The following is a 23,689-nucleotide window of genomic DNA, read 5'->3' on the forward strand; positions in this document are numbered from 1 at the left end:
GAGGATGATGCCATGAATGTCGAGCAACTGCTGGGCGACAAGGGGCACGAGGTCATTTCGGTCCAGCCGCATCGCACCCTGGCCGAGGTGATCCGCACGCTGACCGAACGGCGGATCGGCGCCGTGGCGGTGATGGGGGCGGACGGGACTCTGGTCGGCATCCTGTCCGAGCGCGACATCATCCGCGCGCTGGGCGAGCACGGCGCCGCCGCCCTCGAAAGTCCGGTCTCGCGCGCGATGACGTCCAAGGTCGTGACCTGCCGGACCCAGACCAGCGTCGACGAACTGATGGAACTGATGACCTCCGGGCGCTTCCGCCATGTACCGGTCGTCGAGAATGGCCGCGTCGTCGGCATCGTCTCGATCGGCGACGTGGTGAAGCATCGCGTCGCGGCGATCGAGGCCGAAAGCCGGGCGATGCGCGACTATATCGCCATGGCCTGAGATAGAAAACGGGCCTGAGGACGCAGACGGAGCGTCAGGCGGAGATGCGGCTGGCGGCAATCGCCGCTTCGATGTCGTCGAGGGAGCGTTGCGTCGCCTGGCGCCCGAGTTCGATCGTCTCGTCGGCGCGGTGGAAATCGAACAGACCCATGCGGCCGAGCTTGGGGCCGATCATCACGTCCGGCGGATCGCCGGCCAGGCGGGAGCGCGAGATCCGATCCTGGGTGATGTTGAAGGCGTCGATCATGACGCCTGCGAGGCCCGGCCGGTCACCGTTCTGCCGGCCGACGAGGCCACGGACACGGCGCGCCGCGCCGGTAATGCCACCGAGCCAGCGCGAGGTCGGGCGCACGTCGAGCTCCGGCAGGATCTCGGGATCGGGGTCGGCGGGATGGTGCTGGATCGTGGTGCCGCGGCCGGCGAGATCGCTGTTCAGGTTGACGCAGATCACGACATCGGCACCGAGCGCGCGCGCCGCGGTGACCGGCACCGGATTGACCAGCGCGCCGTCCATCAGCCAGCGACCGCCGAGTTTAACCGGGTCGAAGACGCCGGGCAGTGCATAGGAGGCTCCCAGAGCATCGACCAGGGAGCCGTGCGTCAGCCAGATCTCGTGGCCCGTGCCCAGTTCGGTCGCGATTGCGACGAAACGCGTCGCCAGTTCCTCGATCCGTTGTCCGGCGAGGTCCCGCTCCAGCAGCCGCTTCAGGCGTCCGCCGCCGATCAGGCCGGCTCCGCCGATGTGGAAATCCATCAGGCCGACGACGCGGCGCTTGGTCAGGCTGGTGGCGAAATCGGCAAGTTCCCGCAGCTTGCCCGATGCGTAGCAGCCGCCGACGACAGCGCCGATCGAGGTTCCGGCGATGACGTCCGGCGTGTAACCGGCCTCGGCCAAGACTTCGAGCACGCCGATATGGGCCCAGCCGCGGGCCGCGCCGCCGCCCAGCGCCAGCCCGATCTTCGGCCGGCCGTTCGGCGCGGGCGCATCCGCGCTCATCTCGTTCATCGGCCTTCCGTCTCCGCCAAAGCCGCCACTCGCAAGGCCGCCGCCACCAAGTCCAAAGGCTCGCCGCGCGACGTCTTCCCACAACATGGGCCTGTCCCTCCGGGGGAGGACGAAGCGTCGCTTGAACCCATGATCAAATCGTCACTGCCGATCAAAAGCTTGCCGATATCGGTCGCTTTTGACGGAAAGATGAAAGCTTGGTGAAAACTTTCCCAATGATGGCGATCGGCCTTAGCCAAAGGCGAGCGGTTCGGCGGCGGCCTCGCGCAACGGCTTGACGCGGTAGAAGCAGGAGTGGCGCCCGGTATGGCAGCAGCCGCCGTCGCCCGCGACATTCACCTTCAGCCAAAGTGCGTCCTGGTCGCAATCGACCCTCATCTCGACGATGGTCTGGATCTGGCCGGAGGTCGCGCCCTTGTGCCAGAGCTCGCCCCGCGAGCGCGACCAGTACCAGGCCTCGCCGGTCTCGATCGAACGCGCCAGCGCATCGGCGTTCATATGGGCGACCATCAGCAACTCGCCGGTCGCGGCATCGGTGGTGACGCAGGTGACGAGGCCACTGGCGTCAAAGCGAGGAGAGAGAACGGTGCCCTCTTCGAGCGCGGTCTTATCGGGGGCGGAAGGAAAGGGGGACATGAAGGCTCCGAACGATCAAGGGCGCATCGCGACGATGCGTCCTTGTAGGGCCGGCCGACCCGCCGGCCAATCGCAAAGCGGCAGAGCTAAAGCCCCGGCGACTTCACCATGGTGAAGAAGCGAACCTGCTCGGCCGGGTCCTTGAACAGGCCGGTATATTGCGTCGTCATGGTCGTCGAGCCCTGCTTCTGCACGCCGCGCATCGACATGCACATATGCTCGGCCTCGATCAGCACGGCGACGCCGCGCGGCTCCAGCGCCCGCTCGATCACCTTGGCGATCTGCGCCGTCATCGTCTCCTGCGTCTGCAGGCGGCGGGCATAGACATCGACGATGCGGGCGAGCTTTGAGAGCCCGACGACGCCCCGGGACGGATAATAGCCGATATGCGCCTTGCCGACGAAGGGCACCATGTGGTGCTCGCAATGCGAATAGAACGGGATGTCGCGCACCAGGACCATGTCCTGATAATCCTCGACCTCCTCGAAGACGCGATCGAGGATCTCGTCCGGGTCGTCGTCATAGCCCTTGTAGAATTCCTTGTAGGCCTTGGCGACGCGGTGCGGCGTCTCGCGCAGACCTTCCCGCGCCGGGTCGTCGCCGGCCCAGCGAATGAGCGTGCGCACGGCCTCTTCGGCCTGTTCCTGCGTCGGCTTCTTGATGAGAAACTTGTCTGCGGAGGGGCTCAGAGCCCGCTCGACGGACAAGGACTTAACCACTGGGTTCACGTGGTGCCTCCCGTTACCATGACACGCCATACACCGCGCAAGCCCGCTTGGACCTGCGGTACGGACGCTGCGACAAGTTCGTCCTCAAAAGCCGGCCATGAGGATGCTCTCCCGCCGGCCGCTCTTCCATCCTATATTGGCGACGAGCGCCGGTCATTCCAAGGCCGGTGGAGAGCACGACATGCTGAGCGACGTCTACAACAAGCGAATTCTCGAACTGGCTGCGAACATCCCGCTGCTGGAGCGGCTGCCCGCTCCCGACGCCACCGCCAAGGCCCATTCGCGACTATGCGGCTCGACAGTGACAGTCGATGTCACCATGGATGGCGATGTCGTCACTGGGTTCGGGCATGAGGTGAAGGCTTGCGCGCTGGGCCAGGCCTCGTCCTCGATCATGGCGCGCCATGTCGTCGGCTCGACGGCCGAGGAGTTGCGGACCGTGCGCGAGCAGGCCCGGGCGATCCTGAAGGAGAACGCCGAGCCGCCCAGCGGAAAATGGTCCGATCTCGCTGTGTTGGTGCCGGTGCGCGACTACAAGGCACGCCATGCCTCGACGATGCTGACCTTCGACGCGGTGGTCGATGCGATCGGTCAGATCGAGCAGAAGCGCCGCGCGCCGCAGGCGGTCGCTTGAACGCTCCGGGCGTGTTCGATCCCGGCGCGGGCTATTTCAGGCCGAGCGCAAGCCGGGTTTCGGCCTTGGTTTCGTCGAAGCGGGCCCGGAAGGCGCGGTCGGCGAGCAGCGCTTTGGCGACGGCGCGGCCGGCCTTGTCGCCGGCGGCGAGATCGCTGCGGTAATGGAAGCCGCAGACGAGGCGGCTCTCATTGTAGTCGGTGACCCGCTCCTCGAATTTCGTGGCGAGTTCGGGCGCGGCTTCGGTGAGGAGTTCGGCATAGAGAGCGGCCGTCGCCGCATGGCCGGCGGGGAAGGAGGTGCCGTCCGGGCGCCCGCCCGGGCAGGGCTTGACCCGGACCTTACTCCAGGCGGAGAACGGACGCGTGCGATTGGTCATCCGACGCACGCTGAGCAGCACGAGGCTGAGTTCGACCTGCGCTTCCCGGAACAGCAGGCGAACCTCGCGGTGCTCATTGCCCGCAAAAGGGATGCCGGCGCCTTCGAGGAAGCGGGCGAGCGTCTGATACTGGTCGGCGATCGCAGCCTTCTCGCGTTCGGGCGTGCGGGTTGTCGAGATCTGGATGACTTCGTCGAACTCGCGCTTGTGCTCCGGGGAGTTCATCGCGGGCGGCAGCCCGACGATGCGGGCGATGTCGACCTTGCCCGGCTCGAGCCAGAGCAGGTTGGTACGATGCTGGGCGCTCGCGGTGGCGGGCAGCGACAGCAGGCCCGCCGCCAGGCACAGCGCGGCGGCGCCATGGCGGAACGGAAGCGGTCGCGGAACGGGGCGATGCATGGCGAATCTCGGCTCTGATGACGAGCGCGATGAAAGGGCATCGCAGCGTGCCTTGTCACGTCTTTTCGCGCAGGCGGTGCATTTGAAGCGGGCGCCGCGACGTGGCGCTCATTACGCGATCCGCGGCTACCAGCTCAGCCTGTCGATGCTGGTCGGCCGCCATTGCCGGCATTGGCCGAGTTGTTCGGCCTATACCGACGAGGCGATCCAGCGCTTCGGCCTGTGGCGTGGCGGCTGGGTCGGCGTCGCGCGGATCTGCCGCTGCACGCCGCTGGGGACGAGCGGAATCGACCTCGTCTGCGAGGAGCTGCCCGAGGGCTCGCGCTGGTATCGGCCCTGGTCCTATGGTCGCTGGCGCGGGGTCAACGCGCCGGAGAGGGACTAATCGGCTGCGTTGGCGTTGGCTTTCAACGCGGTGCGGCATCCTTCGGAGAGCTTTGAGACGTTTTCCTTGAAGCAGGCCGCGATGCGGCCGCCGCCGGGCTGCACGCCGGGGCAGAGGGTGGCGACATCCTTGGCGCAGGCGTCACGCAGCGCGGCGCGATCCTGCGCCAGAAGAGGCTGCGCGGTGAAGGCGAGGAAGGCTGAGAGGACGAGAGTTCGGATCACGGCGTGGCTCTCCTGTGGCTGAATCGTGACGGCAACCAGCATCATGCCGGCGACAGCTTGCGGGGCGATGAGGAAAACATGACGAAACCGACAGGTTTTGTTGCGCCGCGTCGCGAAGCGATTGCCTGCGGGCGTCGCCTCGTATAGGCGGGGCGTCTCGGTGGCGTCCTCTCCCGGATACGGACATCTCCGCACAAGCTAACCCATGTATCCGGCCTTGACTTACGGGGTTCGTATCCCCGAGTGAGCAGGAGCGCGATCGATGACGATCTCCCTGACATTTCCCGACGGCGCCAAGCGCGAATTTCCCTCCGGCATCACCGGCAAGGAGATCGCGGGCGGCATTTCGCCCTCTCTATTGAAGCGCACCGTGGCGATGGCGCTGGACGGCGTCGTCGTCGATCTCGGCGATGCGATCGCGAAGGACTCGAAGATCGAGTTCCTGACGCGTGACGACCCGCGCGCGCTCGAACTGATCCGGCACGACTGCGCCCATGTCCTCGCGGAGGCGGTGCAGGCGCTCTGGCCCGGCACGCAGGTGACGATCGGCCCGGTGATCGAGGGCGGTTTCTTCTACGATTTCGCCCGCAACGAGCCCTTCACGCCCGAGGACCTGCCGGTCATCGAGAAGAAGATGCGCGAGATCATCGCCAAGGACGCGCCTTTCACCAAGGAAGAGTGGAGCCGCGACAAGGCCAAGGCGTTCTTCTCCGAGAAGGGCGAAGCCTACAAGGTCGAGTTGGTCGATGCGATCCCGGCCGACCAGACGCTGAAGATGTATAAGCAGGGCGAGTGGATCGACCTCTGCCGCGGCCCGCACATGACCTCGGTCGGCAAGGTCGGCAACGCCTTCAAGCTGATGAAGACGGCCGGCGCCTATTGGCGCGGCGACAGCAACAACGCGATGCTGACGCGCATCTACGGCACCGCCTTCGCCCGGCAGGAAGATCTCGACGCCCATCTCAAGCAGATCGAGGAGGCCGAGAAGCGCGACCACCGCAAGCTCGGCCGCGAGATGAACCTGTTCCACTTCCAGGAGGAGGGGCCGGGCGTCGTGTTCTGGCACTCCAAGGGCTGGCGCCTGTTCCAGGAGATCCTGACCTATATGCGGCGCCGGCTGGCGGCCGACTATGAGGAAGTCAACGCGCCGCAGGTGCTCGACAAGTCGCTCTGGGAGACCTCGGGCCACTGGGGCTGGTACCAGGACAACATGTTCGCGGTGAAGTCGGCCTCGGCCTTCGAGAACCCGAACGATGCGACCAAGGACCAGAAGGTTTTCGCGCTGAAGCCGATGAACTGCCCGGGCCATGTCCAGATTTTCAAGCACGGCCTCAAGAGCTATCGCGACCTGCCGATCCGGCTGGCCGAGTTCGGCAATGTCCATCGCTACGAGCCGTCGGGGGCCCTGCACGGGCTGATGCGCGTGCGCGGTTTCACGCAGGACGACGCGCATATCTTCTGCACCGAAGAGCAGCTCGCGGCCGAGTGCCTGAAGATCAACGACCTGATCCTCTCGGTCTATGAGGATTTCGGCTTCACCGAGGAACTCGTCATCAAGCTCTCGACGCGGCCCGAGAAGCGCGTCGGCTCCGACGCGCTCTGGGACCATGCCGAGGAGGTGATGACCAAGGTGCTGGAGACGATCGCGCACCAGTCCGGCAACCGGATCAAGACCGAGATCAATCCGGGCGAGGGCGCCTTCTACGGGCCGAAGTTCGAATATGTCCTGCGCGACGCCATCGGCCGCGACTGGCAGTGCGGCACGACGCAGGTCGACTTCAACCTGCCTGAGCGGTTCGGCGCGTTCTATATCGGCTCGGACGGCGAGAAGAAGCAGCCGGTCATGGTGCACCGCGCGATCTGCGGATCGCTCGAGCGCTTCACCGGCATCCTGATCGAGAACTTCGCCGGGCATTTCCCGCTCTGGCTCGCCCCCGAGCAGATCGTCGTCGCGCCGATCACCTCCGAGGCGGATGCCTATGCGGAGGACGTGACCATGGCCTGCCTCTCGGCCGGCCTGCGCGCGCGCGCCGATCTTCGCAACGAGAAGATCTCCTACAAGGTGCGCGAGCATTCGCTGGCCAAGGTTCCGGTCATCCTCGCCGTCGGCAAGCGTGAAGCCGAGGAGCGCACGGTCACCGTGCGCCGCCTCGGCAGCCAGGCGCAGACGGTGATGAGCCTCGATGCGATGCTGGCCGCGATGGTCGACGAGGCGACGCCTCCGGACCTGAAGCGGATCAAGGCGGTGCGGTCGGCGCGCTGACGGCCGGGTACGCACTGCAGTTGCGAGCCCCGCGGCGACTGCGAGGCTCGGCCTGCCCTAATCGCGGCTCGCCGCTACGAGCGCCTGCGCCGCGCGCCGGAGCAGGGCGGGCGCTTCGCCGGGTTCGAAGATCGGCGAGCTCACGAAGGCGCCGTTGATCAGGACCGCGAGCTGGCCCGCCAGTTCGTCCGGGCGGGCGACGCCGAGCCGCGCGGCGATCCCGGCGAGACGGCGGCGCAACTCGCGCTTGTGGGCGGTCGCGACCCTGCGCGCGGGATGGTCGGACTCCGGGAACTCCGCCGCGACGTTGATCTGCGGGCAGCCGCGATAGTTCGGGCGCCCGACGCGCTCGCCGATCCAGCCGAGATGAGCATCGAGCTCGGCTGTGGCAGCGCCATGCTCCTGCGCGACACGGTCCCAGGTGCCCCAGAAATCCTCATCCTCGCGGGCGAGGAACGCGGCGATGAGGTCGTCCTTCGTGCCGAAATGGCGATAGAGGCTCGTCTTCGCCACGCCGGCCTCCGCCACGACCAGATCGACCCCAACGGCACGCACACCGCGCTCGTAGAAGAGCTTGCAGGCGGTCGACAGGATTCGCTCCCTGACCTCGGCTGGGTTCTCGGCGTGGGAACGCAAATCTGTTCCGACCATGTCTTCCTCCTGCAGCGAAACGCGGAGCCGCTCACCTTGGGCCGAAGCGATCCGCATGATGTGGGGATGACGTAGCACATCCCTGCTTGACACGCTACAGACCTGTATGTACGAAACATACAGGTCTGTAGCGAAATGGAGGGGATCATGCAGAACAACGCAACGACAGGGACAGAGGTCGCCGTATTCGGCGCGGCAGGGCATACGGGCCGCTTCATCGTGGCGGAACTGCTTCGGCGCGGGCTCACGCCGATCGCGATCGGCCGCGATGTCGCAACGCTCGAATCGAAGCTTCCCGGGAAGGGCATCCGGCGCCGCCAGGCGGGGCTCGACGATGCCTCCTCGCTCGACCGCGCGCTTGCGGGAGCGAAGGCCGTGATCAATTGCGCCGGTCCGTTCCTCGATACGGCGGAGCCCGTCGCGGCGGCCGCCCTGCGCGCCGGCATCCACTATCTCGACGTGACGGCCGAACAGCCCAGCGCGAGCGACACGCTCGCCTGCTTCGATGCGCCGGCTCGCGCGGCCGGCGTCGCCGTGATCCCCGCCATGGGCTTCTATGGCGGCCTGGCCGATCTCCTGGTTACGGCTGCGATCGGCGATGGGAAGGCCGACGCGATCGAGATCATGATCGGCCTCGACAGCTGGCATCCGACCCGCGGCACGCGGATCACGGGCGACCGGAATACGGCGCAGCGTTTGGTCGTCTCGGATGGGCAACTCGCGCCGCTACCGAAGCCGGCCCGCGAGACGAACTGGGACTTCGGCGGTGCGCTCGGCCGCCAGTCCCTGGTCGAACTGCCGTTCTCCGAGATCGTCCTGATCGCGGGCCACATCCAGACCCGTGAACTCCGGACCTGGCTGAGCAGCGTGGCGCTGACCGATCTGCGCGACCCGGAGACGCCGGCGCCGCAGGCCGCCGACGAGGCGGGGCGCTCGGAGCAGCGCTTCCAGGTCGATATCGTCGTCACGCGCGGCGGTGAAAGACGACATGCCTCGGCGCGCGGACGAGACATCTACGCCGTTTCGGCACCGCTCGTCTGCGAGGCGACGCAGCGCCTGCTCGAGGGTCGCTTCGCCATGGCCGGCGCCCATCCGCCCGGAGCGGTCTTCGATGCGGCGAGCCTCCTGGCAGCTCTCGCTCCTGAGCATCTGGAGTACGAGCTCGGCTGAGCCGCCCGACGAACTGGCCTGCGCGGAGGCTCTCGCCAATCGCCCCGTCCTCATGCCAGATTGCCGGGCATGCTGACGGGGTCCTATCGCAAGCGGCTCGATGCCGATCTGACACGCTGGGTCGGGGAAGGGCTGCTCAACGCGGATTCCGCCAGCGCCATCCGCCGCTCGATCGCCGCCGAGGGCGGATTCAGGCTGCCGGCCCTGCTAGGGCTGTTCGGCGGTCTCTTGATCGCGTCGAGCGTCGCTGCCTTCGTGGCGGCGAACTGGGAGGCGATCCCGCGGCTCGTCAAGCTGGCGATGATCGTGATCGGCGTCGTCACGGCGCTCGGCATCGCCGCCAGGCTGGAGGGCAAGGGTTCGTCCATGGGCGCGGATGCAGCCGCGACCTGCGGCGTCCTCGTCTTCGGGGCAGGCATCGCCCTGATCGGCCAGATGTATCACCTGCCGGCGGATTGGCCTGCCGGTGCTCTTCTGGTCGGGCTCGGGGCGATCGTCGTCGCCTTCCTGCTGCGCTCGAACGGGGCGCTCGCCATTGCCTTCGTGGCGCTCTGCGCCTGGAGCGTCGGGCGCTGGCAGGAGAGCCAGGGCGCGATCCATCTGCCCTTCCTCCTGGTCTACATTCCGGCCTTGTGGCTCGCCTTGTCGCGCAGCAACCGGCTGGTGCACCATCTGGCGGTACTCGCGCTCGGGCTCTGGCTCGCCCTGCTGCCGGGCGACTGGATGAACAGCCGGTTCGACTACGGCCTCCTCGCCTATGCGCTGGCCGTCTCGGCTGCCTATGTCGCGCTCGGCGGTTGGGCGCTCGATCGCGGCGGGCCGGCGTTGCTGACCTCCTGCCTGCCCTGGGGGCTATTCGCGCTGGTGTTCGTCCTCAACATCGAGCTGATCCGGATTCTCGATCCGCGCGAGTCGCGGGCCGGCACGGCGATCTGGCTGAACTACGCGGCCTATGCCGTTGCGCTGCTCCTGATCGCTGGCGCGGCGGCGCTCGCGCGCGAGAAGCGTTTCGCATGGCCGCTGGCCGTCGCGCTGATCCTGGCGCTGCTGGTGCCGCCGGTGTTCTGGAGCGGCGTCGTCGTCGGCCTGCCCGGCAAGGTCATCGTCGCCAGCCTGGTGCTGTCGGCTGCGATCGGGCTCGTCGTCGCGGGCGTTACCGGCGGGGTGAGGCGGTTGACGCTGGCCGGCTCGGGCATGTTCGGCCTCGCGATCCTGGTCCTGCTTTGGCAGACGATCGGCACCTTGCTCGACCAGTCGCTGTTCTTCCTCGTCGCCGGCGTCGTCCTGCTCGGGCTGGCGAGCGGGGCAAGGCGGCTGTTCGCGCGTCTCACCCGGCCGGTCGGGGAGGCAGCCTGATGCGCGTTCCGTCCGCCGATCCGCTGATCAGACGAGTGCCGCTGCTCTGGCGGGCACTGGCCGCGATGCTGCTCCTCAGCGGCGGCCTGCTCGCTCTGGTCGAGAGCCGGGCCGGCATCCTGCGCAGCGGGGCTGAGGTCCGGCTCAAGACCGTCCCGGTCGATCCGCGCGATCTTTTTCGTGGTGATTATGTCGTGCTGGCCTATCCGATCAGCACGGTCGAAGGTTCCGCTGGGGTCGAGGGCGGCTTCAAGCGCGGCGATGCCGTGTTCGTGACATTGACGCGCGACGGGGAGGGCTTCGCCCAGGCCCGTTCTGTCGCCCGGACGCGTCCGGCGCCGGCCAATGGCGAGGTCGTCATCGCCGGGCGGGTCCAGTCGACAGGGGCCTGCGCGCTGAACGATGCCGGCGAGGCCGATTGCGCCTCCGGGCGGCGGCGCCTGCGGATCGCCTATGGGCTGGAGAGCTATTTCGTGCCGCAGGGCGAGGGGCGCGCCATCGAGACCACGCCGCGGGCCCGGATCGAGGTGGTCGCCGCCGTTTCCGCCTCAGGCGAGGCCGCGATCAAGCGCCTGCTGATCGACGGCAAGCTCGTCTATGCCGAGCCGCCCTATTAGGGGCGCATTCCTTCGCCATTTCCCGCCACGCCTGCGGCGCTCTCGCCTCGGCCGGCTGCCCGCGTAGGTCGGCTACACAGGCTTGTGAAGCGAGGCATTAATGACGCGGAAACCAATCTGCTTTATGAACGGCAGATGAACGGGCGTGATAGGTTCCGTTCATGTTCGGGAACCCGCCCCGCTGTGGCTCGTTCTCTCCAGAGGTTCCGCCAACCCATTCCGGACGCCACTCGTGACGCAGGCGCTTTCCCGATTCCTGTTGCTGGGCCATGGCCCGGAAGGCGCGCCGTCCCCGGCGCAGCGGGACGCGCGCATCGATGTGATCCGCGGGCTGGCGCTGCTGATCATCTTCATCAACCACATGCCGGGGAATGTCATCGCCGGCTACATGCCGCATAATTTCGGCTTTTCGGATGGTGCGGACGCCTTCGTGCTGCTCGCTGGCGTCTCGGCGACGCTGGCCTATGGCAACCTGATCGAACGGCGCGGCCTGGGCGTCGGTGCGTTGAAGATCGGCGCGCGGATCTGGACGCTCTATATCGCGCATATCGCCGTGTTCATCATCGTCTGCGGCGTGGTCGCGGCCGCGGTGACGCGCACGCAGAACCCGCTCTATGTCGAGGCGATCAATATCCAGCCCTTCTTCTCGGACACGTTCGCGGCGCTGATCGACGTCCTGACATTGCGCTACCAGCCGTCCTATCTCGACATCCTGCCGCTCTACATCGTGCTGCTCACAGCTTTCCCGGCAATCTATCTGGCCGCGCGGGCCAGCCCGCTGGGAGCGCTGCTGATCTCGCTCGCGATCTGGCAGGCTGCGCTCTGGTTCGGCCTGAACCTGACGAACGTTCATGCGGCGGGCTGGTTCTTCAATCCCTTCGCCTGGCAGGTCGTCTTCACCTTAGGCGTCATCCTGGGTTGCGCCGCGCAACGCGGCCTCGCCGCGCCGCGCCTGCCCTGGCTCGATGCGCTGGCGGTGGCTTTCCTCGTCTTCGCCTACACCGCCAAGACCTCGTCCGGAAATCCGCTGGGCATCGCAATGCTCAACGAGTGGTTCGACTCGGTGCAGCTCGGTTCGGACAAGACCAATCTGGCCTGGAGCCGCCTGCTGCATGTCGCGGCGCTGGCCTGGCTCGCCATGCGCTGGCTGCCCGCAGGCGAGGGCATGCTGCGCAATGTCATCGGCCGGACGCTCGCCGTCGTCGGACGCCACTCGCTCGACGTGTTCTGCGCCGGAACGGTTCTGGCGATTGCGGGCCAGATCATCCTGGCGGAAACCGGCTTCGCGCTGGGACCTCAGTTGCTCGTTTGCGCCACGGGTATTACATTGCTGGTCGGTTTAGGGATGTTTTTGACGTGGTACCAGTCGATCACGCTCTCCGGCGCAGCAGATCGGTCCGCATCGCCGCGGCGGGCTTCGGCGCAGCTCTGACCTTCTTCGCGGGCTTGGGCGTTGCATCGGCGACGCCGAAACTGGCTGCTCCGAACTCCGATGCTCGTTGCCGTTCGGGTGCGGCCCAGCCCGCTTTCCTGCCCGCCCTGCCGGCAGCCCAGAAGGCATTGCGCGAGACGGGCAAGCTCACGATCGTCGCGATCGGCTCATCGACGACGGCCGGAGCCGGGGCCAGCGCCGAGGACAGGGCCTATCCCGCCGTGCTGCAGGACGAGTTGCGCCGGCGATTGCCGAACGCGGACGTCACGGTCATCAACAAAGGCGTCGGCGGCCAGTCGGCCTATGAGATGCTGCTGCGGATGGACGCGGATGTCGTCGAGCAGAACCCTTCGGTGGTCATCTGGCAGACCGTGGTTAATGACGCGATCAACCATGTCAGCGAGGAAAAGCTCGCCAAGATCCTGCGCAAGGGCATCCAGAAGGTCCAGGCGGCCGGCATCGACATGGTGATGATGGACCTGCCCTGGCTGTCGCGCGAAAGCCGCTATCCCCGTTATGACGACTACCGGGCGGTTTTGAAGAAGACGGCCGACGAAAATGGCGTCGCGATCTTCCCGCGCTACGGAATGATGCGCGATTGGGCCCGCTCGAAGCGCTTCACGCCCGAGGAACTGGTCGGAATGGACGGCACCCATATGGTCGACGCCGCCTATCGCTGCCTCGCCATCCGCATCGCCGACGGCATCGTCGGCACCCTGACCGGCGCCAAGCCGGAAATCGCTGCTGGGAAAGCGACCAACTGACGCCGCAGCTTCAGCGCGCCAGCACCTCGATGTCACGATCGAGGCCCGATTCCACCTTGAAGTCGCGCGAGTGGACCTGGCCCTCCTGCCGGGCGATCAGCACATAGTCGCCTTCCGCCAGGATGACCTGCGGGAAGGCGCCGATGGCTTCGCGGATGACGTCGCCGCCGGGCGTCAGCACGCTGAAGGCCGTCCCGGCAAAGGCTTCGCCGCCGGGGGCCGCGACCAGCTTGAGCGTGACGCGGGCGGCGCGGTGATGCAGCGTCGCATCGGTGACCTTGCCGGACTCGACCTTCACATCGGCGCGCTGAATCGCGTTGGAATCGCCATAGGTCGAGACGACGTGATAGGTGCCCTCCGGCAGGCGGATCAACTCGCCGCCCTTGGCATTGGCAACGAGCCTGCCTTCCGAATTGCCCTGCAGCGGCACGAAGATCTGGAAGCTGAGCTGGGCCGGTGCGATCGGCGCATCGCCGATCGAGCCCGCGAGCGAGAGCCCTCCCGCGCTGATCGCGATCTGGTCGCGCAGCCCCATCGGACCGAGCGTGATGCGCTTCGTGCCGCTGGCGAAGCCATAGGCGGCGTGCAGCAGATAGGTGCCCGGCTCCAGCGAGAAGACCGGCTGGGCATCCGTCGAGCGCGCGACGATGCGCGGCGGAGAGCCGTCCGCCGTCTCGCTCAGGATGCGCCAGACGAGGCCGGAGCGGATTGGCTTGCGGTCGCTGGCGAACTGCGCTGCCAAGGAGAGCGAGGCCAGTGAGGTGGTCTGGGACTGGGTGGGCTGAGCCGGCGGCGGGGCGATTCCGCTGCCCAGCGCCGGCGGCTGCATCGCCGGCTGGACCTGGGCCGAGGCCAGAGCGGGTTGCAGGGCGAGCGCGGTCGCGAGCAGGCTCGCAGCCAATCGGCGCCCTCCTTCAAACCCGTCAAATTCAAGCATGCTCACAGCCCTCGGTACCCGTGCGTTCACGTCTCAGCAGGCTCGCTTGTCCTCATCATGGCAAGACATTAGGTCTGAGGCAGTTCCCCACATCCGGATGCTTCATGACCGATACGCTTTCCCTGCTCAAGCTGCGCCGTTCGGTGCCGCCGCAATTCCTGACCGCGCCCGGCCCCGATGCCTCGCAGCTCGACGAGCTTCTGACGATCGCCTCGCGCGTGCCGGATCACGGCAAGCTGGTGCCCTGGCGCTTCATCGTGTTCTCGGGGGAGGGCCGCGCCAAGGCCGCCGAGGTGGTGGCGGAGGCGTTTCGCGCCCGCAATCCCGACGCCCGGCCCGAACAGGTCGAGTTCGAGCGCAACCGCCTGCTGCACGCGCCCGTCATCATCGCTGTCGTCTCGCGTGCGGGGCCGCATGTCAAGATTCCGGAATGGGAGCAGGAGCTCACTTCCGGGGCCGTCTGCATGACGATGCTCGTCGCCGCGCAGGCGATGGGCTTTTCGGGCAGCTGGCTGACGAACTGGTTCTCCTTCGACCGCGGCGTGCTCGACGCCTTCGGGCTCTCGGCCAGCGAACGCATCGCCGGCTTCGTGCATCTGGGCACGGCGACATCGGTTCCCTCGGACCGGGACCGGCCGGTGCTCGCCGATATCGTCAGCCATTACGGGGCCTGAACATGATCTATTCGCCGGCGCTGCAGGATCACGGCCTGGGCCATGATCCCTTCAAGGCGATCGTGACGCCGCGCCCTATCGGCTGGATCACGGCGATGAGCGCGCAGGGCGAGGTCAATCTCTCGCCCTACAGCTTCTTCAACGCCGTCTCGACGCGGCCGCATATCGTGATGTTCTCGTCTGAGGGCAAGAAGGACGCGATCGCCTTCGTCGAGGAGACCGGCGAATTCACCTGCTCGCTGGTGACCAAGGCGCTCGCCCATCAGATGAACCAGACCTCGGCGCCGCTGGCGCGCGGCACCAGTGAATACGGCCATGCCGGGCTCGAGATGGCGGCATCGAAATTCGTCAGGCCGCCGCGCGTCGCGGCGAGCCCGGCCGCGCTCGAATGCAAGCTGCTCTCGGTGCAGCAACTGGTGGATCTCGACGGCAACAGCGTCGAACGCTGGATGGTGCTCGGGCAGGTCGTCGGCATCTTCATGGACGACGCCTTCATCCGCGACGGGCGCTTCGACACGGTCGCGGCCCATCCGATCGCGCGCTGCGGCTACGCCGACTATGCCGAGGTCGACCACCTCTTCTCGATCCAGCGCCCGCCGGGCGGTTAGGGCGTCGCGGACTGGCTACGGCCCGTAGCCCAGCTGCACGGAGACACGGCGTCATCCCGGGCCTGCCCCGGGATCTATCGGAAGGCTCCGGAACTCTACGATGGATCCCGGAGCGGCGCTGCTACGCAGCTTGTCCGGGATGACGGCGCTCTGGCGAGATCGGGTGCGCTAGCTGGCGGGCCTCACGCGATAGTCGCCGAGTGGCGCAAGCGCCGCATTGATTGCATCGGCGCCGATCGCGGCGCGCTCAGGCAGTGTCATACGGGGCGGATCGAGCGTGACCGTCGTTCCCGGAGCGAGCCTGGTCGCGGCCTGCTGCACCCGCGACAGGCAGCCGCCGCAATGCATCCCCGAAACCTCGAAAACCCGTGTCATTCGAATCGCCTCCAGCGGTTCATTCAGCCAGCTTCTCAGCGCGTGCCCTGACGCGCTGCGCCCTAACAAGATGGGGGCGATCCAGCATTTCGCCATCCAGCCCGATCACGCCGACGCCGGGATTGGCCTCGAACAGCGCGATGATCGCCTCCGCCCGCGCCAAGGTCTCCGGCGAGGGCGCGAAGATCTCATTGATCGGAGCGACCTGGTCGGGGTGGATCGCCATCTTGCCGGTGAAGCCGTCGCGCCGCGCCGCAAGGCACTCGGCCCGGAAGCCCTCGGCATCGCGGAAGGCGGTGAAGACGGTATCGATCGCATCGACCTGGGCCGCGGCTGCCGCAAACAGCGTCAGCGAGCGGGCGAGGCGGTACGGATCGGTGTAGACACCGCTCTCCAGCCGGTTGGTCTCGGCGCCGAGATCGGCCGAGAGATCCTCGGCGCCCCAGGTCAGGCCGGCGAGCCGGTGCGTCGCCCCGGCATAGCTGCCTAGGCCGAAGATGCCCTTGCCCGTCTCGGTCGCGATCGGGATGATTTTGGTCCCGCCATCGGGCAGGTCGCTCTCGGCCTCGCGCACCGCGATCTTGGCGGCGAGATGGCCGACATCGACCCCGCCTTCCGATTTCGGCAGCATGATCGCATCCGGCGCCCCCGGCATGACCGCGTCGAGATCGTCTTCCGTCAGCCCGGTCGATAGCGCGTTGATGCGCACGATCAGGCGCGGCCGCCGGGGCAGGGCGCGGCTCGCCTCCAGGAAGGCGCGAGTGACCTCGCGGGCGTTGGGCTTGGCGTCGAGTGCGACGGAATCCTCAAGGTCGAGGATCAGCGCGTCGGCGCCGCTGTCGAGGCCCTTCTGCTGCTTGCGGGGGCTGTCGCCGGGAACGAAGAGAAGCGAGCGCATCAGATATCAGACCGCGACGGTTGCAGGGGCGGGGTGCCGGCGCATGAAGGCCTGGCGCCGGCACTGTGCGACCAGCGTGCCGTCCTGCTTGTAGGCGCGGTGATGGAACTCGACGATGCCGGCATCTGGCCGCGAGCGCGATTCGCGCTTGGCGACAATCTCGGTGGTGCAGTTGATCGTGTCGCCTTCGAAGAGCGGAGCCGGGAAGGTGACGTCGGTCATGCCGAGATTGCCAATCGTCGTGCCGACCGTGGTGTCGTTGACCGAGATTCCGATCATCAGCCCGAGCGTGAACAGCGAGTTCATCAGCGGCTTGCCCCATTCAGTCTCGGTCGCGCAGAAATGCGCATCGATATGAAGGGGTTGCGGGTTGAGGGTCATGTTCGAGAACAGCATGTTGTCCATCTGCGTCACGGTGCGGGTAAGCCCGTGCTCGATGATGGCGCCAACCTCGAAATCCTCGAAATAGATCCCGCCGCGCTTGTGGCGCTTCATTTCCGGCATCGACATCCTCCGTGGCGTTGTAGCGGCGGCCGGGCCGCCCTGGACCGCGTCGCATACGGACCGTTTCGGCCGTGTGCGAAAAACCTGATCGCTTCTAGACGTTTCAGCGGCTTGCTCATCCGAAAAAACCGACCCCGCCTCTTCGCACAATGTCAGGGCGATTCATCGCGATTAACCGTTCGCTTACCATAATCGAGCCACTCTCCACACAGCGCCGCAGCGTCATGCGGCAGGCCGCTGGCGGCGGGTTCGCCCGAGTGACTCGATGTTCCTGTTCTCCACACCGCAGACGCGAGAAGCCACCTCGCCGGCCAATCCGGTGGTCAGCGCCATTCGCGACGGCGCGGCCAAGACCGGGGCCGGCTTCGACTACCTGCTGAAGACGGCGCAGCGCGAATCCTCTCTGGAGCCCGACGCCAAGGCGAAGACATCGAGCGCGACCGGCCTGTTTCAGTTCATCGAGCAGACCTGGCTTTCGATGGTCAAGCAGGAGGGGCCGAAACAGGGGCTCTCCAGCTATGCGGACGCGATCAGCGAGACGAGCGGCCGCCTGACCGTCGCGGATCCCGCGGCGCGCGAAAAGATCCTCGAGCTGCGCAAGGATCCGCAGGTCGCCGCCGTGATGGCGGGCGCGCTGACCCAGAAGAACCGCGAGCAGCTCACCGGTGCGCTCGGCCGCCAGCCCCATGCCGGCGAGCTCTACATGGCCCATGTGCTCGGTGCGCGCGGCGCTTCCGACCTGATCAAGACCGCGGCGAGCGATCCGACACGCGCCGCGGCGAAGGATTTTCCGGAGGCCGCCGCCGCCAATCGCGGCATCTTCTTCGACAAGGCCGGCCGGGCGCGCAGCGCGCAGGAGGTCTATGGCGTGCTGGCCGCGAGCCATGCCAACACGCAGCTCGCGGCAGCGACGGCGACAAGCCAGCCGACGACGGGACAATCCGCGAGCGCAGGGCAGGGCGGCGACAAGCCGGTCGAGATCGCCGCTGCGCTCCAGCCGGGGCGGGCCAAGGGGTTGATCGGCCTTTTCTCGACAGAAGGCTCACGGGCGCCGGTCTCGCAGGCGGTCGCCAATCTCTGGGCGACGCCACGTGCCGATGGCTCACGCACCGCCGCGCTCGATCCGGCCGACCGCTATTTCCCGCGCCAGACGAAGTCCGACGCGACGGCGATCGCGCCGACGGCATCGGACGCCGCCGCAGCCAACGCCTCCGCCTCGGCGGCGAGGGCGGTCAATGCGCCGCTGCCGCCTTCACGGCCGGTCGAGCTGACGCAGCCCGGCACTTCCGCGCAGGAGCGTCCCGCGAGCCGGGCGCGCCGCGCGCCGCTGGACCTCTCCTCCTTCATGACCCAGCGGAGCGGCACATGATCGTTCGCCGCTTCCTGCTCTGGACTCGCACGGCGAATGCCGAGGAGCGTGCCAACGGCGCGGCTGCGCTGGCCGGCGCCTATCTGCGTTCCGGAATGGCCGAGGAGGATCGCGCCGAGGCCGAGACGGCACTGATCGCGCTGATCGACGATCCCTCACCGCGGGTGCGTCGCGCCATCGCAGAGGAAATGGCGGCGTCGCCGCGCGCGCCGCGCAATCTCGTGCTCGGGTTGATCGCGGAGCAGAGCGATGTCGCGGCCCTCATGCTCGCTCATTCGCCTGTCCTGACCGAAGCCGATCTGGTCGATGCCGCCGCGATCGGCGACATGCTGGCCCAGCGCGCCATCGCGATGCGGCCGCACCTTTCGGCCGGCGTCTGTGCGGCGCTGGCCGAGGTCGGCGGCGATGAGGCGCTGGTCACGCTTGCGGGCAACCGCACGGCCGATATTCCCGATTTCTCGCTGGAGCGCATGGTCGAGCGTGCCGGTGACTGCGGCGCGCTGCGCGAGGCGCTGTTGGCGCGAACCGATCTCCCTGCCGGGCTGAGGCAGTCCATCGCGGCCAAGGTCTCCGACGCATTGGCGAGCTTCGTCACGGGCTGCGGCTGGCTGACGCCCGAGCGCAGCGCGAGGCTCGCGCGCGAATCGACCGAACGTGTCGCCGTCGCGCTCGCGGCCGGCGGCGAGGACAGCGACGCGCCGGCCATCGTCGAGGTGCTGCGGGCCAATGGGCGGCTGACGCCCGGCCTGATGCTGCGCTCCCTGCTCAGCGGCGAGCCGGCCTTGGCGGAAGCGGCCTTCGTTGCCCTGTCCGATTTGCCGGCGCCTCGCGTCGCCGCATTGCTGCGCGATCGTCGTGGCGCCGGTCTCAAGGCGCTCTACCGCAAGGCCGGCTTGCCGGCCTCGCTCCAGCCCGCCTTCACCGCCGCCATAGCGGCCCTGAACGCGCGCGGTTTCGATGCCGGCGGGGCGGGGCGCGGCATCGACCGGACACTGCTGCGCGAGGTGCTGATCGCCTGCGAGAGCCTGGACGGCTCCGGCACCGAGGCGCTGACGGGCCTGCTGCGCCGCATGGATGCCGAAGCCGCGCGTGAAGAGGCGAGGGCCATGGCCGACAGCCTCGCGGACGATGCCGCACTGGCCTATCTCGTCGAAGCCGATCCGGCCCTGCTGGTCGAGCTGGACATCGCGGATATCAGGCAGGCGGCCTGAGCATCACTGTCAGTGACGCTTGTGCCTGCCCGGCGCGGCCGGCTGACGAGGGGGCGGTGCCGATCAATCCTGCGGCAGGCCGCCGCGAAGGCCTCGGGAGTCCGGCATCAGCGCAGCCAGACGGGTGTCGTTCTTCGGCGGAGCGACGAAGGCGCGCATCGGCTTGCGCGGCAGGTCGAGATCGATAGGCCGGCCTGGCGGCAGCGGTGCGTTCTTGACGAGCGTCAGGGCCGAGCTTGCGAGCACGGGCGCCGCCGGCGCCTGCGGCGCGAAAGCGAGCGGAGCGGCGGCGAAGGAGGTCGATACCGTGGAAGAGCCGGTGGCGACGGGGACGGGCGTGGAGGCCGAAGCGAGCTGATAGCTCGGCTCCTCGATGCGACGGCGCTCGGGCCGTTCGCCCTTCACATAGAAGGCGTTTCCGCCCGCAACCTGCACATAGTGCATGTTGGGATAGGAGAAGCGCAGCCCGGCCATATGGAAGTGCTTGGCATTTCCGATCGCCTCGTTGCGCCGGCCGTCGAGGATGTTCTCCGCGATGGCCTCGATCTTCGGCAGGTCGCGGGCAGCCATCGGGCGGGTCAGCACGCCGGCGGCGAATTGGCGCGGTGCGCCGACGACGCCGCAGATGGTCTCGGGGTAGCGCGGCGATTCGACCCGGTTCATCACGACCGTGCCGACGCTGAGCAGGCCGGCCTCGCTCGAACGGCTCGATTCGAAATACATGGCGCGGACGAGGCATTCCTTCTCGCGCGGGTCGGCCTTCGCGAGGGCGACGGCGCGCTTGCGGGCCTCCAGGGCGTGCTTCGTCGCGGGAGCGGCGTTGCTCGAGGCGGTCTCGACGGGAGACATGCTGCAGGCGCCCAGCGCCGGTGCTGCCAGTGCAATCAAAAGCGGGATCGCTTTACGATGGTGGCGGCTCATACCGATGGAGCGGACGGCATTCGTAGCGATCACGGTCCGCTTCATGCGGCAACCTCCTGATTACGGGATGGGTCTGCCGCAGGCGGCGCAACCGTAGTCACCGGCAAGGAATCCGATATCTCTTAGCAGAAAGTTAATTTCGGAAGGAAGAGGCAAAGTCGAGCGGCTGCGGGTGGACCATAGGCGCGGCAAAATCCGCGTCCATTCCAGCCTGCGGGAGCCAGTCACGGAGCGATGTTGGCCGCCCTCGGCTCATTTCAGTGACTCGCGTGTCACGAAACACGCTTCAATAGCCGAACTGTTCCCGCAAGATCCGCTCGTCCAGGCTGTGACCGGGATCGTGTAGCATGACGAGATCGATCGTGCGGTCGATCTCGATCTCGACGCGGACGACATTGTCGATCTGGACGTGGTCGGCGACGGCGCTGACCGGGCGCTTCTCGGCTTCGAGCACCTCGATCGTCACCTTGGCGTGGTCCGGCAGGAGAGCGCCGCGCCAGCGCCGCGGGCGGAAGGCCGAGATCGGCGTCAGCGCCAGCAGGGGGGCGTCCAGCGGCAGGATCGGGCCGTTGGCGGAGAGGTTGTAGGCAGTCGATCCGGCCGGCGTCGCCAGCAGCACGCCGTCCGCGACCAGCTCGCTCAAGCGAACCTGGCCATCGATCGAGATCCTGAGCTTTGCCGCCTGATAGGAGCGGCGCAGGAGCGAGACCTCGTTGATCGCCTCGGCGCGGACCTCGGTGCCGTCCTTGTCGACGGCGCGCATCGACAGCGGATGGACGACGCTGCGATGCGCCTCCGAGAGCTTCCTGCGCAGGCCGCGCTCGCGGAACTCGTTCATCAGGAAGCCGACCGAGCCGCGATTCATCCCGTAGATCGGCGTGCCCGTGCCGATGAAGCGATGCAGGGTCTGCAGCATCAGCCCGTCGCCGCCCAGAGCGACGATGACGTCGGCGGTCGCAGTATCGGCATTGCCGTAGCGCTCGGTCAGCTTGGCCAAAGCGGCCTGCGCCTCGGGGGTCTCGCTGGCGACGAAGGAGATGGCCTGGAAACGCTCGGTCATCGCTGGTCCTGAGGCGGCGCGCCGTAGCTGGCGCAGGCCGTGCCTTAGCATGGGCGGCAGGCGGATCGCGAGCGGGCTGCGGCGGAAAAGCTCCTGCGCCGCTCAGGAAAAAGGCCGGGGGCGACCCCGGCCTCGCTCGTTCGCCGGCATGGGCAAGGCGTCAGATCGCAGTGCTCCACTGCACCGGCACCATCTCGAAGCCGTTGCTGGATTTGGCGATGTAGCCTGTCGCCGGGAAGGGCGCATGGTAGAAGGCGACCTGCATCCTGTCGGCCGAGACCATGTCGAGCAGCTTGCGCCGGGTTGCGGCCGCCTGCGGGCCGTCCATGTCGAACACCGCCGACCAGTCGGGGTTGCGCACGAACAGGGCGGGGTGGTTGGTCGTGTCCGACATGATCATCAGCTTGCCGGCGCCCGACGCCACCGCGAAGACGGTGTGGCCGGGGGTGTGCCCGGGGGCTGCGACCGCGGTGATGCCGGGCAGGATTTCCTTGCCGGGTTCGAAGTGCTTCACATCCTTGGCGACGGGCCCGAAGACGCGGCGAACACCGGCGAAGGCGCCCTTCATGGCCTCGGGGGCGGCGCTGGCCTTGGCGTCATCCATCCAGAAGGCCCATTCCGCCGCCGGCACCATGACCTCGGCATTGGGGAACATCGCGGTGCCGTCCTTGAGGCGGAAGCCGTTGATGTGGTCGCCGTGGAAATGGCTGAAGACGACGGTGGAGACGTCCTTGGCATCGAAGCCGGCGGCCTTGAAGTTGGCGGCCCAGGCGCCCGACGTCGGCGCACCCGAATCGCCGTTGCCGGTGTCGATCAGCGTGAGCTTGCCGCCCTGCTGGATCGCCAGCGTGGTGAAGCTGATGCTGAGCGCGTCGGCAGGCAGGAAGGCCTCCGCCATCGCCTTCTTCACGTCATTGAGCTCGGCGTTCCGGACGAAGCCCTCGAGCGGGCGCCGCGCGAAGCCGTCATTGATCGCGGTGATGGTGATGTCGCCGATCTTGTAGCGATAGAATCCGGGGGCCTGGTTCACGGGAACTCCTTGCGCGTGGGCCGGGCTCAGCCCGGGCAGGTCCAATGTGGCGGCAGCGGCCAGCGCGCCGGCGCCTGCGATCACGCCGCGGCGCGACAGGTTTGAATCGGTCATGTGATCTCCCTCAGCTCGGCTGGAGCCTGCGTGAGACCCTAGCGACCGGCGCGCCGCGTTCAATCGTCGCAGGCGGTCGCAAGGGCCATGCAAAGGTCAAGTTTTCGTGAGTGGCGGGGCATACTTGCCCGATTTGTCTCACTTGCTGCCTTCATCGGCCTCGCTGCGGGCGAAGGCGCGCAGCATTGCCGCGCAGAGGGCGAGGGCGCCGATCGTGCCGTTGGCCGAGCATTCGGCGACCAGGGCTTGGAAGACGGTGCTGTCCTCGCCGGCCATGCATTGCAGGCTCCAGCGCCAGTCGGGCGCCTTCTGGCGCAGTAACCCGACGGCGACATCGATGTTGCCGCTGACGGTACCGAGCGCCTTCCAGAGCGAGCCCTGCAGGTAGATGCCGCCCGCAGGCGCCCTGCGGCTGACGAGGTGCTTCGGCTTGCGGCGTACGGTGAAGCCCAACGCCTCATAGATGTCGGCATCCAGCGCCCGGTCCGGCTTGCCGGTGGCTTCGCAGCGGTCGGCGAGGGCGAGGAGGCGGTCGGGTTCGTGCATGTCGGCCTGTCTCGAGACGCAGCGAGATCAACCACTTCGCCGCCTGCCTGGCAAGATACAGATCGGATGCCGGCTGCGAAATGCGAAATCATCGTCTCTGGCGGCGCGCGACGACAGTATCCGTTCGGATGCGGTCTGCCAGGATCGGAAAATGGTGCCGGCGGAGAGGATCGAACTCCCGACCTTCGGTTTACAAAACCGCTGCACTACCGCTGTGCTACGCCGGCCCATGGCCACCGAATACCCGGCGCCAATTCGGTATTTGATGATCGATGCGCCGTGGCGCCTCGGCATCTTGCCGCTAGCGGTTACCAGCCGGACCCAGCCAGGGCAAGATCGTCCGTTCGCCGATCG

The 23,689-nt window shown here is 67.5% G+C and carries 27 protein-coding genes and 1 tRNA gene; 13 read left to right on the plus strand and 15 right to left on the minus strand.

The features are described from left to right. The first annotated feature begins 12 nt into the window (after positions 1-12). Positions 13-444, plus strand: a complete 432-nt coding sequence (locus AC1RMY_RS08085; protein ID WP_492863434.1) for a CBS domain-containing protein — start codon at positions 13-15, stop codon at positions 442-444. A gap of 34 nt (positions 445-478) precedes the next feature. Here AC1RMY_RS08085 and AC1RMY_RS08090 read toward each other — a convergent pair whose 3' ends face one another. The 3 genes from AC1RMY_RS08090 to folE all read right to left on the minus strand — a co-directional run bounded on the left by AC1RMY_RS08090 (position 479) and on the right by folE (position 2,814). Beyond that, entirely contained in the window at positions 479-1,450 is a 972-nt protein-coding gene (locus tag AC1RMY_RS08090) for a patatin-like phospholipase family protein (protein WP_492863435.1), read from the minus strand. Positions 1,451-1,681: 231 nt separating this feature from the next. Continuing rightward, positions 1,682-2,086, minus strand: a complete 405-nt coding sequence (hisI, locus tag AC1RMY_RS08095; RefSeq protein WP_492863436.1) for a phosphoribosyl-AMP cyclohydrolase — start codon at positions 2,084-2,086, stop codon at positions 1,682-1,684. 86 nt (positions 2,087-2,172) lie between these two features. Then, on the minus strand, positions 2,173-2,814 hold the full coding sequence (folE, locus tag AC1RMY_RS08100; RefSeq protein ID WP_492863437.1) for a GTP cyclohydrolase I FolE: 642 nt from the start codon (positions 2,812-2,814) through the stop codon (positions 2,173-2,175). Positions 2,815-2,995: 181 nt separating this feature from the next. On the opposite strand from folE, the gene AC1RMY_RS08105 reads away from it, so the two are divergent. Then, positions 2,996-3,448 (plus strand): iron-sulfur cluster assembly scaffold protein, encoded by a 453-nt coding sequence (locus AC1RMY_RS08105; RefSeq protein ID WP_492863438.1) that lies wholly within the window; start codon positions 2,996-2,998, stop codon positions 3,446-3,448. A 31-nt stretch (positions 3,449-3,479) separates the two neighbouring features. Here AC1RMY_RS08105 and AC1RMY_RS08110 read toward each other — a convergent pair whose 3' ends face one another. Then, entirely contained in the window at positions 3,480-4,226 is a 747-nt protein-coding gene (locus AC1RMY_RS08110; protein ID WP_492863439.1) for a phosphatase PAP2 family protein, read from the minus strand. Positions 4,227-4,308: 82 nt separating this feature from the next. On the opposite strand from AC1RMY_RS08110, the gene yidD reads away from it, so the two are divergent. After that, a complete protein-coding gene (gene yidD, locus AC1RMY_RS08115) occupies positions 4,309-4,611 on the plus strand; it encodes a membrane protein insertion efficiency factor YidD (RefSeq protein ID WP_492863579.1) in 303 nt (100 codons plus the stop codon). On the opposite strand, the gene AC1RMY_RS08120 is transcribed toward yidD, so the two are convergent. Beyond that, complete coding sequence (locus tag AC1RMY_RS08120; RefSeq protein ID WP_492863440.1) at positions 4,608-4,835, minus strand: cysteine rich repeat-containing protein; 228 nt, start codon at positions 4,833-4,835, stop codon at positions 4,608-4,610. The genes yidD and AC1RMY_RS08120 overlap by 4 nt on opposite strands. A 262-nt stretch (positions 4,836-5,097) precedes the next feature. Between AC1RMY_RS08120 and thrS the strand changes: the two genes are divergently transcribed. Further along, positions 5,098-7,098, plus strand: coding sequence for a threonine--tRNA ligase (gene thrS, locus AC1RMY_RS08125; RefSeq protein WP_492863441.1), 2,001 nt, complete (start codon positions 5,098-5,100; stop codon positions 7,096-7,098). 57 nt (positions 7,099-7,155) lie between these two features. Here thrS and AC1RMY_RS08130 read toward each other — a convergent pair whose 3' ends face one another. Then, the gene (locus AC1RMY_RS08130; protein WP_492863442.1) at positions 7,156-7,749 is read right to left on the minus strand and encodes a TetR/AcrR family transcriptional regulator; all 594 of its coding nucleotides are present in this window, start codon (positions 7,747-7,749) and stop codon (positions 7,156-7,158) included. A gap of 147 nt (positions 7,750-7,896) precedes the next feature. Here AC1RMY_RS08130 and AC1RMY_RS08135 point away from each other — a divergent pair, with 147 nt between their 5' ends. The 5 genes from AC1RMY_RS08135 to AC1RMY_RS08155 all read left to right on the plus strand — a co-directional run bounded on the left by AC1RMY_RS08135 (position 7,897) and on the right by AC1RMY_RS08155 (position 13,088). Continuing rightward, positions 7,897-8,919 carry a saccharopine dehydrogenase family protein gene (locus AC1RMY_RS08135; RefSeq protein ID WP_492863443.1) on the plus strand — a complete coding sequence of 341 codons (1,023 nt, stop codon included), beginning with the start codon at positions 7,897-7,899 and terminating at the stop codon, positions 8,917-8,919. A 69-nt stretch (positions 8,920-8,988) separates the two neighbouring features. Beyond that, positions 8,989-10,275 carry a DUF2157 domain-containing protein gene (locus AC1RMY_RS08140; RefSeq protein ID WP_492863444.1) on the plus strand — a complete coding sequence of 429 codons (1,287 nt, stop codon included), beginning with the start codon at positions 8,989-8,991 and terminating at the stop codon, positions 10,273-10,275. Continuing rightward, positions 10,275-10,892: a GDYXXLXY domain-containing protein gene (locus AC1RMY_RS08145; protein ID WP_492863445.1), complete on the plus strand. Its 618-nt coding sequence runs from the start codon at positions 10,275-10,277 to the stop codon at positions 10,890-10,892. The genes AC1RMY_RS08140 and AC1RMY_RS08145 overlap by 1 nt, the downstream gene beginning before the upstream one ends. A gap of 232 nt (positions 10,893-11,124) precedes the next feature. After that, a complete protein-coding gene (locus tag AC1RMY_RS08150; protein ID WP_492863446.1) occupies positions 11,125-12,324 on the plus strand; it encodes an OpgC family protein in 1,200 nt (399 codons plus the stop codon). Next, positions 12,249-13,088, plus strand: a complete 840-nt coding sequence (locus tag AC1RMY_RS08155) for an SGNH/GDSL hydrolase family protein (protein WP_492863447.1) — start codon at positions 12,249-12,251, stop codon at positions 13,086-13,088. Before AC1RMY_RS08150 ends, AC1RMY_RS08155 begins: the two co-directional genes overlap by 76 nt. A 10-nt stretch (positions 13,089-13,098) precedes the next feature. Here AC1RMY_RS08155 and AC1RMY_RS08160 read toward each other — a convergent pair whose 3' ends face one another. Next, on the minus strand, positions 13,099-14,025 hold the full coding sequence (locus AC1RMY_RS08160) for an RgsD C-terminal domain-containing protein (RefSeq protein WP_492863448.1): 927 nt from the start codon (positions 14,023-14,025) through the stop codon (positions 13,099-13,101). Between the two features lie 104 nt (positions 14,026-14,129). On the opposite strand from AC1RMY_RS08160, the gene AC1RMY_RS08165 reads away from it, so the two are divergent. Beyond that, positions 14,130-14,699, plus strand: coding sequence for a nitroreductase family protein (locus AC1RMY_RS08165; protein WP_492863449.1), 570 nt, complete (start codon positions 14,130-14,132; stop codon positions 14,697-14,699). 2 nt (positions 14,700-14,701) lie between these two features. Then, positions 14,702-15,307, plus strand: coding sequence for a flavin reductase family protein (locus tag AC1RMY_RS08170; RefSeq protein WP_492863450.1), 606 nt, complete (start codon positions 14,702-14,704; stop codon positions 15,305-15,307). Between the two features lie 168 nt (positions 15,308-15,475). Here AC1RMY_RS08170 and AC1RMY_RS08175 read toward each other — a convergent pair whose 3' ends face one another. The 3 genes from AC1RMY_RS08175 to AC1RMY_RS08185 are packed head-to-tail and all read right to left on the minus strand — an operon-like array spanning position 15,476 to position 17,084. Further along, a complete protein-coding gene (locus AC1RMY_RS08175; RefSeq protein WP_492863451.1) occupies positions 15,476-15,682 on the minus strand; it encodes a heavy-metal-associated domain-containing protein in 207 nt (68 codons plus the stop codon). 19 nt (positions 15,683-15,701) lie between these two features. After that, positions 15,702-16,580 (minus strand): HpcH/HpaI aldolase/citrate lyase family protein, encoded by an 879-nt coding sequence (locus AC1RMY_RS08180; RefSeq protein ID WP_492863452.1) that lies wholly within the window; start codon positions 16,578-16,580, stop codon positions 15,702-15,704. A gap of 6 nt (positions 16,581-16,586) precedes the next feature. After that, on the minus strand, positions 16,587-17,084 hold the full coding sequence (locus AC1RMY_RS08185; RefSeq protein WP_492863453.1) for a MaoC family dehydratase: 498 nt from the start codon (positions 17,082-17,084) through the stop codon (positions 16,587-16,589). 265 nt (positions 17,085-17,349) lie between these two features. Here AC1RMY_RS08185 and AC1RMY_RS08190 point away from each other — a divergent pair, with 265 nt between their 5' ends. Further along, positions 17,350-18,453, plus strand: coding sequence for a lytic transglycosylase domain-containing protein (locus AC1RMY_RS08190; protein WP_492863454.1), 1,104 nt, complete (start codon positions 17,350-17,352; stop codon positions 18,451-18,453). Further along, on the plus strand, positions 18,450-19,664 hold the full coding sequence (locus tag AC1RMY_RS08195) for a DUF2336 domain-containing protein (protein WP_492863455.1): 1,215 nt from the start codon (positions 18,450-18,452) through the stop codon (positions 19,662-19,664). Before AC1RMY_RS08190 ends, AC1RMY_RS08195 begins: the two co-directional genes overlap by 4 nt. A gap of 63 nt (positions 19,665-19,727) precedes the next feature. On the opposite strand, the gene AC1RMY_RS08200 is transcribed toward AC1RMY_RS08195, so the two are convergent. The 5 genes from AC1RMY_RS08200 to AC1RMY_RS08220 form a co-directional block, all read right to left on the minus strand. Continuing rightward, the gene (locus AC1RMY_RS08200; RefSeq protein WP_492863456.1) at positions 19,728-20,630 is read right to left on the minus strand and encodes a cell wall hydrolase; all 903 of its coding nucleotides are present in this window, start codon (positions 20,628-20,630) and stop codon (positions 19,728-19,730) included. A 241-nt stretch (positions 20,631-20,871) separates the two neighbouring features. Further along, positions 20,872-21,645: an NAD kinase gene (locus AC1RMY_RS08205; RefSeq protein WP_492863457.1), complete on the minus strand. Its 774-nt coding sequence runs from the start codon at positions 21,643-21,645 to the stop codon at positions 20,872-20,874. A 160-nt stretch (positions 21,646-21,805) separates the two neighbouring features. Next, complete coding sequence (locus AC1RMY_RS08210) at positions 21,806-22,789, minus strand: MBL fold metallo-hydrolase (protein WP_492863458.1); 984 nt, start codon at positions 22,787-22,789, stop codon at positions 21,806-21,808. Positions 22,790-22,927: 138 nt separating this feature from the next. Continuing rightward, complete coding sequence (locus AC1RMY_RS08215) at positions 22,928-23,335, minus strand: hypothetical protein (protein ID WP_492863459.1); 408 nt, start codon at positions 23,333-23,335, stop codon at positions 22,928-22,930. A gap of 152 nt (positions 23,336-23,487) precedes the next feature. After that, a tRNA-Thr gene (locus AC1RMY_RS08220) sits at positions 23,488-23,562 on the minus strand. Between the last annotated feature and the right edge of the window lie 127 nt (positions 23,563-23,689).

Source organism: Allobosea sp. GW822-FHT03F07 (assembly GCF_058801345.1).